We start from the raw sequence: 14,887 nt of genomic DNA, 5'->3' as shown, positions 1-14,887 counted from the left end.
CTAGAAATTACTATAATTAAACTGATTTTACCTTTTGATAACGAAATAGTTAGCTATAAATTGAAAAGCAAATATACCTAAAGCATATATTATCATAGGAATAGCAAAAAGAGTATCGGTTGTAAACGTTGTTACTACTGCCAATAGTCCTACTAATAGCATAATTAGTGTGTATGATATAAATAAGGCTTTAGGTTTATTAAACATACTACTAAAGGGTATCATCATTGTAAAGCTAACAACGGCAAGTGTAATAAAACCTTCATTACCTATGGAGTAGTAACTAACACCGCTTAATAAGGCTGTTAGTAAACAAATACCTGTAGCATAAGAACTTATTTTTTCTTCTTTATTAAGTAAATGTTTGCCAAAAGGATTAAGCAATAAGAGTAAGTTACCTATTGGGTTAATTATCCATGTAGAAATAGCAATTATAAACAATAGTCCGATGATGGGATAAAGAAACGGTGCTAAAGCAGCATTACTTTTAGCAATTCCTCTTAATAATTTAGTTCCAAAATAAAAACCAAGAATAAATAACCATTGATATTTAGAGGTCATATTACCAATCCAGAAAGAATATTTTAAAAACCATCGATATACCATAAAACGAGCCTTTAGGGCTTCTATCATTCCTGCTTGGGCATGTGGTGAATTAGGGTCATTTTTTAATGATTCAGAAAAGTGGTTCAAAGCGCTTTTAACATCTCCTTTTTCCAGAAGTCCCCAGCCGTGATTAGCATGTGTATAGGCATTATTAGGGTCTTCATTCAAAGCCTCAGCTACGGTATTATAAGACTCTTCTTTTCTGCCTAGTTTTAATAATGCTGTACTGCGAGTATTTAACGCAAATATATTAGTCGAATCAATAGCTAATGCTTGATTAGCAATATTTAACGATTCTTCATATTCTTTATTAAATAATTTAATATGTGCCCAAAAAGCAAAATAAGCCGCTTCATAAGGGTAGATAGCTATTGCTTCTTTAATATAGCGCTCTGCCTCTACTTTATTTTCTTTTAAAAGATAAAGTCTTGCTTTAAAATAAAAGTGGTCACTTTCTTCAGGAGACAAGGCAATTGCGCTATCTATCAACTCTTCAGCTTTTACATAATCTTCTTTTTGAAGGTTTATTTCACTTAATAAATATAACAAATAATCATTATTAGGGTGAATACTCATTAACTCCCCTATTATTTTTTCGGCTTCGTCATAACGGTCTTGGTTAATCAGTACCCTAGCTCTTGCAAGTAAGCCTTCATCAATCATTATTTCTTTATTTTTAAGTAAGATAACACATCATTATATAAGCCAGACTCGTTAGCATATAGCGCAAAATTTTTAGCTGATACAAACCATTCTTTTGTACTTGCATTATGCTTTTTCATGGCTTTTGCCAAATCTTTTTCTTCTATAGGCTGCGGAACTCCTGTTTTAAAAGAAGTCTCTAGCTTCTCTTCTATTGCTATGTCTATAGCAGCTTCTATATCGGCACCCGAATAATCAGTAGCCAATTTGGCAAGTTTTTTATAATTAATAGTACTCGTAGGCTTACCTTTAAGTTTAATTTGGAGTATCGACTCTCTAGCCCCTTCATCTGGAGGAGGTATAAATATAATTCTATCAAACCTACCCGGTCTTCTAAAAGCCGTGTCTAAATGCCAAGGAGCATTTGTAGCTCCTAAAACTAAAATACCATCATTATCAGACTCTATACCGTCAAGCTCTTGTAAAAACTGATTAATAAGGTGTCGAGAAGAAGAGTTTTTCATATCATTTCTACTCGCTCCTAATGCATCTATTTCATCAAAAAATAATACACAAGGTTTGTTAGCTCGTGCTACTTCCAATATCTCGTGTAAGTTTTTCTCGCTATTACCTATCCACATATCCAAAATATCATTAAGCGATACGTTTATAAAATTAGCATTTATTTCGCCTGCCGTTGCTTTTGCAATATATGTTTTACCACAACCTGGAGGTCCATACAGTAATATTCCTCCTCCTGTTTTTTTACCATATGCTTTATATAAATCAGCATGGTTTAATGGTTGTATTATTTTTAAATCTATCTCTTTTTTTATATGCTCCATCCCTCCTACATCACCAAAATTTAATTTCGGTTTATCTAGTAATTGGCTATGGCTTTCATCCTGTTCATATTTATGTGGAATAGCATTTACTCTTAATTCTGTATCAAGTTCTTCATCTTTATATCCAGGTATTAGAGCTAGTACTTTACTATAATATTCCTGTGCTTGATCTATTAAGTTTTCGCGTAATAGTGTTTTAGAATATAATACTAAAAGATTAATATTGTTAGGTTCATTCTTTAAAGAGTCTTCAAGAAGTACACTACAAGTACTATATTGTTCTTGCTTAAAATATACCTGTGCTAACCCGTAGCGTATAGCTATAGTGTCTTGTAAAGCTAGTAATTCCTTATATTCTTGTTCTGCCTCTATAAGTCTATCCATGTTTAGTAAACTTTCGGCAAGGTGTGATTTTAATGGTATATTATCAGGTGAAAACTTTAAAGCTTCTTTAAGATTGTTTATTGTATTGTCATCCATTGTAATAAGATATATGCTGATATGATTTTGAAATATAAAATTATAATAACAAATTTGATTTTATAGCTTACAGGTATTATTTTTCAGTGTTAAATAAAATAAGCAGCTTTATCAAAGCTGCTTATTAAATGATATTATATAAATATGCTTATAGCTTGCCTTCTTTTATTTCCTCTACAATTTCAGGATTTAAAAGTGTAGAAATATCTCCAAAGTTCGAATAATCACCTTCGGCTATTTTACGTAATATTCTACGCATAATTTTACCTGAACGAGTTTTAGGTAAGCCTGATACAAACTGTATTTTATCTAGTTTTGCAATAGGTCCTATATGGCTAGAAACATGTTCGTTTATCTCTTTCATTAGGTTATCTCTATCACGCCCCTCACCTGTTTCTTTTAGAATAATAAAGCCATAGAGCGCATTACCTTTTACATCGTGTGGGAAACCTACAATAGCCGATTCTGCTACTGCAGGATGCTCATTAATAGCATCTTCAATAGGAGCTGTACCCAAGTTATGCCCCGATACAATAACAACATCGTCTACACGTCCTGTAATTCTGTAATATCCTACCTCGTCACGCAATGCACCATCTCCTGTAAAATATTTACCAGGAAATGCCGTAAAGTATGTTTCTTTAAATCGTTGATGATCGCCCCAAATAGTTCGTGCCATACCTGGCCATGGGAATTTTATACATAGGCTACCCACTACTTGGTTACCTTCTATCTCGTTACGTTTATCATCCATTAAAACAGGTTGTACACCTGGTAATGGTAATGTAGCATAAGTAGGTTTTGTAGGTGTTATAAATGGTAATGGCGATATCATAATCCCTCCTGTTTCTGTTTGCCACCAAGTATCTACAATAGGCGATTTTTTCTTACCTACGTGGTCATTATACCAGTGCCAAGCTTCTTCATTAATAGGTTCTCCTACAGATCCTAAAACTTTAAGAGAAGAAAGGTCATACTTATTTACCCATTCCCAATTTTCTTTGGCAAGTGCTCTTATTGCTGTAGGTGCTGTGTAAAACTGTGTTACTTTATGTTTATCTACTACTTCCCAAAAGCGACCAAAATCAGGATAAGAAGGAACACCTTCAAAAAGCACAGTTGTAGCGCCGTTTAATAAAGGTCCATATAAAATATAGGAGTGTCCCGTAATCCAACCAATATCAGCTGTACACCAATAAACATCATTCTCTTGGTAAGCAAAAACATTTTTAAAAGTATATGCCGAATAAACCATATAACCTGCTGTAGTATGTAGCATTCCTTTTGGTTTACCTGTAGATCCTGATGTATAAAGAATAAACAAAGGGTCTTCGGCATCCATAATTTCAGCTACATTATTAGGCTGTGCTTCTTCTAGTAATGGTTGTAACCATTTATCGCGCCCTTCTTTCATGTTTATTGTAGTGTTGGTTCTTTTAACAACCAAAACATTCTCTACAGTATCACATTTTTCAAGAGCTTCGTCTATAATTCCTTTTAGATCAATGGTTTTGCTACCACGAAAACCACCATCGGCAGTAATTACCATTTTACAACCACTATCATTTACTCTGCTTGCTACTGCTGAGGCAGAAAAACCTGCAAATACAACAGAGTGTATAGCTCCTATTCTAGCACAAGCTAAAACAGCTATAGCAAGTTCGGGTATCATTGGGAGATATATACATACCCTATCCCCTTTTTGAATACCTTGATCGCGCAATACATTTGCCATTTTACAAACCCTGTCATACAGTTGGTTATAAGTAATATGTTGCGCTTCTTCTTCAGGGTTATTAGGTTCAAATAGTATAGCAGTCTTATCTCCTCTTTTTGCAAGATGTCTATCTATACAGTTTTTAGTAATATTTACTTTAGCATTCAAAAACCATTTAACTTCGGCTTCCTGCATATCAAACTCTACTACTTTATCCCATTTTTGATACCAGGTAAAATTTTCATCAGCTATTCTGTCCCAAAACTTTCTCGGTTCTCTTAACGATTTATTGTAATGTTTAAAATATTGTTCTAAACTGCCTACCTGATAATAACTCATGCGATTAAAGTATTTTGATGTTTTTCTGAATGTAAATATATTAATGATATAATATAATTCCTATATGTTTATTATAAATATACAAGCACTAAAGTAGTTCTTTTCTATATTTAAAACATAAAGCAAATGTTTTATAACTATTAATATCAAATATACTAATTTCGTTACTTTTTATTACCTTAGTATGTTTTCTAATTTACTTTAAATGAAAAATATTTTTCGCACACTTATAGCAATTATACTATTAATCTCTACTATTAATGTAACTGCACAAGCAGATACTATAGCTATAAAAAATGATTCGCTTACGAGTGTAAATATTAATCAGTATAAAGAAAAACTGGTAGTACTAGAGCAGCAACGTATAGCCGATTCTATCAAAAAAATAGGATTACAAAAGCAATTAGAGTCGTTACAAACTACCGATAATTTTAAAAAAGAAGAGTTACAAAAACAGTTATCTGATTTAAATAATCGTGAAGCACAAAGGCTTGCTGAAAAAAAAGCCAAAATAAATTCGCTGCGTGCTACAGCAAAAGGATATCCTGTAACGGGTTTCTTTAACGATACACTCTTTACTCTATATAGTAAACTAGGGAGTTTTTCGGCACATGATAGAGCTAAGGCTATATCAGAAAGAATACATGTATTAGGCGAAAATTATAGCTTTATAGCTGATTCTATTAAAATAGTAGATGCCGAAACCACTACAGATATTATAATAGGCGAAAGCATTATTATGAGTGTTTGCGAAAATGATGCTATCTGGAATAATACTTCACAACATGAATTGGCTAAAAGTTATAGTATTATAATTGGTAGTGCTGTAGTGCATTATAAAGATGAGACTAGTTTTATCACTTTAGCAAAAGAGATTGGTCTTGCTATACTAGTGTTATTAGTTTTAATTGTTATTATACGCTATTCAGGAAAATTATTTAAATGGACAGAACAGAAAGTTAAAGAGCAAGAAGGCAAGCGGATAAAAGGTATTACTATAAAAAATTACAACCTTTTTGATGCTCAGCGACAAATAAGAATTTTATTAATGCTAAATACATTAATAAAATGGCTAGTAATACTTATCCTTATATATATAGCATTGCCTATACTTTTTGGTATTTTCCCTTGGACACAACATTTTGCCGAAGCATTATTTAGTTATATACTTACTCCTGTAAAAAAGATAGCTTTTGGTTTTTGGAGCTACCTACCCAACCTTATAACTATAATCGTTATTATTTTTGCATTTAGATATGTACTTAAGTTTGCCCGTTTCCTTAAAAATGAAATTGAAGATGGTAGCCTTACCCTAAATGGGTTTTATAAAGATTGGGCAAACCCTACTTTCCAAATTATTAGGGTGCTTATTATTGCTTTTATGATAGTAGTAATATTTCCTTATCTACCTGGTAGCGATTCACAAATATTTAAAGGAGTATCTGTCTTTTTAGGCTTCTTATTTACTTTTGGGTCTATGGGGTCTTTGTCTAATGTTATAGCAGGTTTGGTATTAACTTATATGCGTTTGTTTAAAATTAATGATCGCGTAAAAATTGGAGATGTAGTAGGCGATGTTATAGAGAAATCACTTTTAGTTACCCGAATACGAACGATTAAAAACGAAATTATATCAATACCTAACTCTACCGTAATGAGTAGTCATACTATAAACTATAGTAGTGATACTGTAGAGAAAGGACTAATAATGCATACAACCGTTACATTAGGGTATGATGTGCCTTGGAAAAAAGTACATGAAGCTTTACTTACTGCTGCCAATAGAACAGAAATGTTATTAAAAGAGCCTACTCCCTTTGTGTTGCAAACAAGCCTTGACGATTTTTATGTGTCATATCAAATAAATGCTTATACAAAAGAAGCCAACAAACAAGCTTCTATATATTCTAAATTACACGAAAATATACAAGATTGCTGTAACGAAGTAGGTATAGAAATACTCTCTCCTCATTATAGAGCAGCACGCGATGGTAGTATGACTACAATACCAGAAAACTATTTAGATAAAGATTATAAAGCTCCTCCATTTAACATTAATATTAATAAGCAAGAGTAGTTAATATACATTAAACTATAATTATGATATGGAAGATAATATAAAAGACATATTATATAACCCTATAGTAGGAAAAATAGCTTTTCTTGCATTAGGTGTTGGTATTATATGGTTTATAATACGATTGATAAAACACAATTTATTTTCGCGAATAAAAGAAAATGATAATCGCTATAAAGCAGGGAAATTTGGAAGTTTTGTAGGTTATTTTTTTACCATAGTACTAATAACAATCGTTTTTAGTGATAAACTGGGCGGACTAACAGTTGCTTTTGGTGTAGCGGGTGCAGGTATTGCCTTTGCATTGCAAGAGGTAATAGCCTCTTTTGCAGGATGGCTTGCTATAATGTTTGGAGGTTTTTATAAAACAGGCGACAGAGTACAACTAGGGGGTATGAAAGGCGATGTTATGGATATAGGTGTACTGCGAACTACACTTATGGAAACAGGACAATGGGTAGATGGCGATTTATATAACGGGCGTATTGTACTGGTAGCTAATAGTTTTGTTTTTAAAGAACCAGTATTTAACTATTCAGGCGATTTTCCTTTTTTATGGGATGAGTTAAAAATACCTATACAATATGGTAGTAATTATGAAAAAGTAAACGAAATATTATTAAAAGCAGGTAATGAAGTTGCAGGAAACCTCTCGGAAGAATCGCATGAAAAATGGATAGCATTACAACGTAAATATATACTAGAAGATGCACAAACAACCCCAATGATATCGCTTGTTGCTAATGATAATTGGGTAGAGTTTACACTACGCTATGTGGTAGATTATAAAAAACGTAGAGCTACAAAAACAAAAATGTTCACTTATATTTTAAAAGAAATAGAAGCTACAAATGGCGAGGTAAAATTTGCTTCGGCAACCTTCCAGTTAGTAGAACCATCAAACCTGAATATTAATATAAAAAACAAAGATTTCCCTCCCAAAATTTAATTGTGTTGAGCACGAAAAAGAGCCAACAATATTTCAGGGTCGACTAAGCCACTTGGCGATTTTTGCATCTCTGCCAGCACGCTACGCATAGCATAAGGGCTAAGCCCCATATTTACTCCCATTTCTCGAATGGCAATTTGTTCATTTTTATGCAATATACCATCGGCATGCATTAATAGTGCTAAACGATAAAATTGCATTATGCGCTCATGTTCTGATTTTATTACAATCTTCTCTGCTTTTTTGTCAAAAAGCTCTTCAAAAACAGTTTCTTCAATGCCAAGTTGCGAAGCCACAATAGTCAATAGTTGATGCTCTCGCTCGTGTACCTGCCCATCAATTTGTGCAAAAGCAATCATTTCTGAAAGTAGGCTTAATTTTTCTTCGTAAGTAGCCATCAATTAATTTTTTTAGCTAATTTATTCTTTTGTAGCTTAAAAACAAAGTATTAATGGTATACCTATTATTTTTTATATCATTAATTTTAGTAAATATCACTCATATAATTCATTGTTAAAAAAGAGTTTACGGATGCTTACTTATAGCTAGTAGAAAGGCAATAAATAATAAGTATCTTTGCTAAAAATTAGCAAAGATGAATAATAACGATGTGTTTAAAAAATTGCGTGTAGCACTACAATTACGCGACGATCAAATAGTAGAAATATTAGAGCTTGTAGATTTCAGGATATCTAAAGCAGAGCTTGGGGCTTTCTTTCGTAACCCCGACCATCCTAACTATATGGATTGTGGCGATCAAGTATTGCGTAATTTTCTTAACGGGCTTATTATTCACTTAAGAGGTACAAAAGAAGACCCTAAAAATGCACAGGATGTCATTGCTCAAAATAAAGCGACCTTAAACCTACAAAAAGGGAATGCAAAGCCTAGTACTCCAACTAATAAAGTAAGCTCTAGTACTAAAAAACCTGCACCTAAAAAGAATCATAAAGCTAAAAAAGTAGAACCTATAGTAGAGAAGGTAAGATTTAATAACGGTAAGAATAAAAAGCAGTAAACCGTTGCATAAACTAGATAACATTAATTATTTAAGTTTAGGTAATACCTTACAGCAAAAGGCTTACAGGATACTAACGTTTTACAAGATTATGCATTATTTACAGGATTTTACACCTATACTAGTAGGTACTATTCCTCTGGAAATAAATATTGACGGCAGTGACCTTGATATTGTTTGTTATTGGCAAGATAAACAACTATTTACAGATAGCATCAATCAACACTTTTCAGAGTATAAAAATTACAATATACATGAGGTTGAAGTTAACGGGCGCCTGTCGGTTATTGCTAATTTTTTTATAGAAGATTTCGAAATCGAAATTTTCGGACAAAATATTCCCATTACACAGCAATATGGCTACCGCCACATGATGATAGAACATGATATACTGCTACAAGAAGGGGGTGATTTCAGAAACAGTATAATAGAGCTCAAAAAACAAGGGTATAAAACCGAACCTGCTTTTGTATTACTACTAGGTATTGAAAACAATAATCCTTATGACGCCTTGTTGAATTATGAGGTACATAAAAATTAAATACTATTTTTATCAGATACATAAATCGTACTTAATTATATGTTAACTAACTTTTTAGTAACAAAATAAAGGTTCTTTGTTTTGTAAATTTGAGAAGAACAGTTCCTCCTATTCTTCTCTTTAGGAAGGCAAAAAACCTTACATGAAAATTATTACCGTTTCTTACCGATTACCATTATCAATAAAAAAAACTAAGGGAAAAGCAAAAATTACACAAAGTGCCGGAGGGCTTGCTACCGCAGTACTCTCCTATTCGGCAAAAAGTAATGTAAACCTTACTTGGGTAGGTGTTGCAGATTTTGATAAAGCAACTTGGGATGAGAATAAAGATAATTATGATAGGAATTTTGACATAGAACCTGTTTTTTTAGAAAAACAACTTAATCGAAAATTTTATAATGTTTTTAGCAACTCGGTATTATGGGCATTATTTCATTATTTTCCTTCTTTTGTAGAGTATACCGATGAAGGATTTGAAGCCTATAAAAGAGCCAACGAAATAGTTGCCGAAAAAATAAATAGTATTTATGAACCTGGCGATGTTATTTGGATACATGATTATCATTTTTTAGGACTACCTAAATTACTACGTGAATATCAACCTAATGCCAAAATAGGCTACTTTTTACATATCCCCTTTCCTAACTTCGAAATTTTTAGAATTCTTCCTAATAAAGCTAAAAAGTATATCCTTGAAGGTATTCTTGGTAGTAATGTAGCAGGATTCCACACTTGGGATAATACAATACACTTTACAGAGTGTATCGAAAAAATATTGGGTATACCACATAAAAACTTCCTTTTTAGTCAAGAATCACACCGTACAAAAGCAGGCTCTTTCCCTATTAGTATCGATTTTGATAAATTTCATGACGCTTATGATAAAGAAAATGTTGTTGCGCTGCGCAATGAGATAAAAGGTTTATATGGCGATAAAAAAATAATATTCTCAGTAGATAGGCTCGATTATACTAAAGGGATAACGAATAGATTAAAAGCTTTTGAGAAATTTTTAGAAAAGTATCCTGAATGGAGTGAAAAGGTAGTATTTCTGCTAGTACTTGTCCCCTCTCGAGAGGAGATAAAAAAATATGGTGAACGAAAAAAATTAATAGAGCTTAACGTAGGGCGTATTAATGGTAATATGGGGAACTATAAGTGGACACCTATTGTTTATCAATATCAGCCTGTAAATTTTGATAAGCTTATAGCACTTTATACAAGTGCCGATGTAGCTCTTATATCGCCTGTGCGCGACGGTATGAACCTTGTTGCTAAAGAATATGTAGCGTCACGAAAAGATCTTAGGGGAGGACTTATTTTAAGTAGTATGGCTGGTGCTGCCAAAGAGCTTAAAGAAGCTATTACTATAAACCCATTTGATGCCGAAATGATTGCCGAAAAGCTATATTATACCCTAAATATGGGTGAAGAGGAACAAGAACGAAGACTAGAGCGTATGCAGCGCTATCTTAAAAAACATGATGTTTTTAGATGGGCAGAAAAATTTTTAACAGAAATAGAAACTATTTACCAACATGATACTAAAGCAAGTGATATGAAAGGAGATGCACAAACCATACTATCAGAAAAATTTGAAGCAGCAAATACTAGGTTACTACTATTAGACTTTGATGGTACTTTGGTTAATTTACAATCGAGACCAGAATTAGCAATCCCGAGTGAAGAAGTATTGAGCGTATTAGAAAATCTTTCGGCAGACCCTAAAAATGAAGTATGGATTGTAAGTGGACGCAATAGGCAGTTTTTAGAACAATATATGGGACACTTGCCTATTGGTATGGTAGCCGAACATGGTGGTTATATTAAAAACCCAGAATGGCAACCTGTTATTAAAGGAGAGCCAGAATGGAAAGACCAAGTTATAGAGATTATGCAAGATTATGTAGATACCAACGCAGAGAGCTTTATTGAGATAAAAGAGTTTGGTATTGCTTATCACTATCGTAATGTAGACGAAAAACAAGGTTTTAATACATCGCGAGAGTTATTAATGTTACTTAAAAACCATATGTATAACACCCCTACCCAAATTATAGATGGTAATAAGGTTATTGAGGTTAAACATTTTATGGCACATAAAGGTATGACGTGTAAAAATTATGTATTAACAGGAGAACATGATTTTGTACTCGCTATTGGTGATGATAAAACAGATGAAGATTTATTTGAAATGCTTACTGGAGAAAAAGAATTTTCAATAAAAGTAGGCGAAGGTAATACTGCTGCTAAATACAGACTGAAAACGGTAGAAGAAGTACTGGAGTTTCTTAAAGGATTGGAATAAATTTCTATTGAGTTAGAATAACGTACTAACTTCCAATAAAAAGTATTATGTTTTCAATAATAATGGTTAACCAATTCCTTTTAGACTTTTCTTTTTTCCCCATATATTTATTATTATTAAAAGCCCTTATAAATTTATAAGGGCTTTTAATATATAAAATTTTACTTTTTAGCTCAAAGCATTTTTAACTTGGTCTGCAGCTTCTTGGAATAAAGTAGCAGAAAGTATAGGCATACCTGAGTTATCAATAAGTTCTTTAGCAATCTCTGCATTAGTACCTTGTAAACGTACAATAATAGGCACTTTAATAGAGTCTCCCATGTTTTTGTAAGCATCTACTACACCTTGTGCAACACGGTCACAACGAACAATACCACCAAAGATGTTAATAAGGATAGCTTTTACATTAGGATCTTTTAATATAATTCTGAAAGCTGTTTCTACACGCTTAGCATCTGCAGTACCACCTACATCAAGGAAGTTAGCTGGCTCAAAACCTGCATATTTAATTAAGTCCATTGTTGCCATTGCAAGTCCTGCACCATTTACCATACAACCTACAGTTCCGTCAAGATCTACATAGTTAAGACCAACTTCTTTAGCCTCAACTTCAATAGGGTTCTCTTCGCGAATGTCGCGCATTTCAGCATATTCTTTTTGTCTGTATAATGCGTTGTCATCAAGATCAACTTTAGCATCTACAGCTATTATTTTATTATCAGATGTTTTTAATACGGGGTTAATTTCAAACATCGAAGCATCACTTTCAGTATATGCTTTATAAAGAGCGGCAACAAATTTCACCATTTCTTTAAATGCATTACCAGAAAGACCAAGATTAAAAGCAATTCTTCTTGCTTGGAAACCTTGAAGCCCTACAGCAGGGTCTATTTCTTCAGTAAAAATAAGATGTGGTGTTTTTTCTGCCACTTCCTCTATATCCATACCACCTTCGGTAGAATACATTATCATGTTACGACCTTTACCTCTGTTTAATAAAACAGATACATAAAACTCAGAAGTTTCACTTTCTCCAGGATAGTACACATCTTCGGCAATAAGTACCTTGTGTACTCTTTTACCTGTAGGAGGTGTTTGTGGTGTAATAAGATCCATACCTATTATTTGACCTGCAATCTCTTCTACTTCTTGTAGATTTTTAGCAAGTTTAACACCACCACCTTTTCCGCGTCCACCTGCATGTACCTGTGCTTTAATCACATGCCATCCTGTTCCAGTTTCGTCAGTAAGTTTTTTAGCAGCAGCTACAGCTTCCGCAGGATTGTTAGCAACAATACCGCGCTGTACACGTACTCCGTGGCTTGCAAGTATTTCTTTTCCCTGATATTCGTGTAAATTCATAATTAATGCATTTATCTTATTAAAAGTGGAACAAAAATAGCAAAATACATCCAATGACTAAAAGTATTTTTAAATTTTTTCCTTTAGAAAAATATATTTATAAAATTAGCTGTTCATAGCAAACGCAACCTAAATATACTATCTGTATCTATAGTATATAAAAAACACTTTTGTTATGAAAAAAATTATATTCTTAAACCTTATTTGTGTACTGTTTTGTTTTGCCTGTACACAAGATGATGATGTATCAATAGACTATACATATGATAGTTGGAGTCTTATAAATGTAAGTGGTTCTTTAGCTGGGATAGACCAAGATATTGAAGAAGGGGATATTATTTGGACTTTTAATGCTTCTGAAAATACTGTGACTGTTGTAAATACTACTACTGATGAAGATATTACTGATTTTCTTGATTCAGGAACCTATAACTATAGTTATATTAACAATAATGCAGAGACAGAGTTATGTTCTGAAAGCTTAGTTATAGATAATATTGATTTTGGATGTGTAACTATCGAAGGCAATACTATGAGATTATCTAATACTTGGTTAGATGGCTATCAACTTACCTTTGTAAAATAGTGTATTCTGTACAACTAAAGTTATATATTTAACAATTTGTTATATTTTGTTATACTTACACTTGCTTATTGTTTAGAGAATATTTCGAAAGTATTTTTGCATAAATAATTTATGATAAAAATGGAAACGAATCAGCTATTGGAGTTATCTGAACAATTTGAAAGTCCTCTATACGTATATGATGCCGAGAAAATACAATCGCAATACCACAGACTAGAAAAAGCATTTAGCAAAGTAAACAGTTTGCGAATTAACTATGCTGTAAAAGCGTTAAGCAATATATCTATTTTAAAATTATTAAAACAGTTAGGTTCAGGCTTAGATACTGTTTCTATACAAGAAGTACAATTAGGGCTTATGGCAGACTATCCTCCCGAAAAAATTATTTACACACCTAACGGTGTTTCTATGGAGGAAATAGAAGAAGTTGCTGCTCTTGGGGTTCAAATAAATATAGACAACCTATCTATACTGGAACAGTTTGGTGCTAAGCACCCCACTACCCCTGTTTGCATACGTATTAATCCACATGTTATGGCAGGTGGTAACAGTAATATATCTGTGGGGCACATTGATAGTAAATTTGGTATATCAATACATCAAATGCCACACTTATTACGTATTGTAGAAAATACAGGTATGCATATTAATGGCATCCACATGCATACAGGATCGGATATATTAGACATTGAAGTATTCTTATATGCTGCCGAAATATTGTTTGATACAGCAATGCATTTTAAAGAGCTTGAGTTTCTCGATTTTGGTAGTGGTTTTAAAGTGCCTTATAAAAAAGATGATATAGAAACTGATGTGGAAGAACTGGGTAAAAAGCTAACAAAACGCTTTACCAAATTTTGTAGCGAATATGGCAGCGAGCTTACCTTGTGTTTTGAGCCAGGTAAATTTTTAGTAAGCCAATCGGGTTATTTTTTAAGCAAAGTTAATGTGGTAAAACAAACTACCTCTACTGTGTTTGCGGGGATCGATAGTGGATTCAATCATCTTATTCGTCCAATGCTATATGGCTCTTATCATCATATCGAAAATATATCTAACCAAAAGGGTAAAGAGCGCTTTTACAGTGTAGTAGGCTACATTTGTGAAACTGATACTTTTGCAGGAAATAGAAGAATCGCTGAAATTACCGAAGGTGATATATTATGCTTCCGCAATGCTGGAGCTTACTGTTTCTCGATGGCAAGTAATTATAATTCTCGTACTCGACCTGCCGAAGTATTATGGTATGAAGGCAAAGGACATCTGATACGCGAAAGAGAAACATTTGACGATATTATCCGCAAGCAAGTAATAATGGATTTTAACTCTACTCCTGTAGCGGTTTAACTGCATACAAATTTCAGGTTATATGTTTTTTGTTATTTAGAAAAGTCTCGTTCCTTGTAGCGAGACTTTT

General features: G+C 32.9%; 12 protein-coding genes. 7 read left to right on the top strand and 5 right to left on the bottom strand.

Annotated elements, in window-relative coordinates; all coding sequences use genetic code 11:
• Positions 1-27: 27 nt before the first annotated feature.
• From DVK85_RS10190 to acs, 3 genes are all read right to left on the bottom strand, one after another.
• Positions 28-1,269 (bottom strand): tetratricopeptide repeat protein, encoded by a 1,242-nt coding sequence (locus tag DVK85_RS10190; RefSeq protein ID WP_114678341.1) that lies wholly within the window; start codon positions 1,267-1,269, stop codon positions 28-30.
• Positions 1,269-2,573: an ATP-binding protein gene (locus DVK85_RS10185; RefSeq protein WP_114678340.1), complete on the bottom strand. Its 1,305-nt coding sequence runs from the start codon at positions 2,571-2,573 to the stop codon at positions 1,269-1,271. The genes DVK85_RS10190 and DVK85_RS10185 overlap by 1 nt, the downstream gene beginning before the upstream one ends.
• Before the next feature lie 148 nt (positions 2,574-2,721).
• Positions 2,722-4,629 carry an acetate--CoA ligase gene (acs, locus tag DVK85_RS10180; protein ID WP_114678339.1) on the bottom strand — a complete coding sequence of 636 codons (1,908 nt, stop codon included), beginning with the start codon at positions 4,627-4,629 and terminating at the stop codon, positions 2,722-2,724.
• A gap of 205 nt (positions 4,630-4,834) precedes the next feature.
• On the opposite strand from acs, the gene DVK85_RS10175 reads away from it, so the two are divergent.
• Complete coding sequence (locus tag DVK85_RS10175; protein ID WP_114678338.1) at positions 4,835-6,706, top strand: mechanosensitive ion channel family protein; 1,872 nt, start codon at positions 4,835-4,837, stop codon at positions 6,704-6,706.
• A gap of 28 nt (positions 6,707-6,734) precedes the next feature.
• Entirely contained in the window at positions 6,735-7,655 is a 921-nt protein-coding gene (locus tag DVK85_RS10170) for a mechanosensitive ion channel family protein (protein WP_114678337.1), read from the top strand.
• Here the strand turns inward: DVK85_RS10170 and DVK85_RS10165 are convergent.
• Positions 7,652-8,053, bottom strand: coding sequence for a TerB family tellurite resistance protein (locus tag DVK85_RS10165; protein WP_114678336.1), 402 nt, complete (start codon positions 8,051-8,053; stop codon positions 7,652-7,654). The two genes, DVK85_RS10170 and DVK85_RS10165, sit on opposite strands and share 4 nt — an antisense overlap.
• Before the next feature lie 197 nt (positions 8,054-8,250).
• Between DVK85_RS10165 and DVK85_RS10160 the strand changes: the two genes are divergently transcribed.
• The 3 genes from DVK85_RS10160 (at position 8,251) to DVK85_RS10150 (ending at position 11,522) form a co-directional block, all read left to right on the top strand.
• Positions 8,251-8,673, top strand: a complete 423-nt coding sequence (locus DVK85_RS10160; RefSeq protein WP_114678335.1) for a DUF1456 family protein — start codon at positions 8,251-8,253, stop codon at positions 8,671-8,673.
• 4 nt (positions 8,674-8,677) lie between these two features.
• Positions 8,678-9,214 (top strand): DUF4269 domain-containing protein, encoded by a 537-nt coding sequence (locus DVK85_RS10155; protein ID WP_114678334.1) that lies wholly within the window; start codon positions 8,678-8,680, stop codon positions 9,212-9,214.
• A 142-nt stretch (positions 9,215-9,356) separates the two neighbouring features.
• Positions 9,357-11,522, top strand: a complete 2,166-nt coding sequence (locus tag DVK85_RS10150) for a bifunctional alpha,alpha-trehalose-phosphate synthase (UDP-forming)/trehalose-phosphatase (RefSeq protein WP_114678333.1) — start codon at positions 9,357-9,359, stop codon at positions 11,520-11,522.
• Positions 11,523-11,690: 168 nt separating this feature from the next.
• On the opposite strand, the gene sucC is transcribed toward DVK85_RS10150, so the two are convergent.
• Positions 11,691-12,884 (bottom strand): ADP-forming succinate--CoA ligase subunit beta, encoded by a 1,194-nt coding sequence (gene sucC / locus DVK85_RS10145; protein WP_114678332.1) that lies wholly within the window; start codon positions 12,882-12,884, stop codon positions 11,691-11,693.
• Positions 12,885-13,059: 175 nt separating this feature from the next.
• Here sucC and DVK85_RS10140 point away from each other — a divergent pair, with 175 nt between their 5' ends.
• Positions 13,060-13,470 carry a hypothetical protein gene (locus DVK85_RS10140; protein ID WP_114678331.1) on the top strand — a complete coding sequence of 137 codons (411 nt, stop codon included), beginning with the start codon at positions 13,060-13,062 and terminating at the stop codon, positions 13,468-13,470.
• Between the two features lie 120 nt (positions 13,471-13,590).
• On the top strand, positions 13,591-14,817 hold the full coding sequence (lysA, locus tag DVK85_RS10135) for a diaminopimelate decarboxylase (RefSeq protein ID WP_114678330.1): 1,227 nt from the start codon (positions 13,591-13,593) through the stop codon (positions 14,815-14,817).
• The last annotated feature ends 70 nt before the right edge of the window (positions 14,818-14,887 follow it).

Source organism: Flavobacterium arcticum (assembly GCF_003344925.1).
Taxonomy (GTDB): domain Bacteria; phylum Bacteroidota; class Bacteroidia; order Flavobacteriales; family Flavobacteriaceae; genus Flavobacterium; species Flavobacterium arcticum.
Note: the sequence above shows the minus strand (reverse complement) of the source record. Positions and strands in the feature narration are given on the sequence as shown.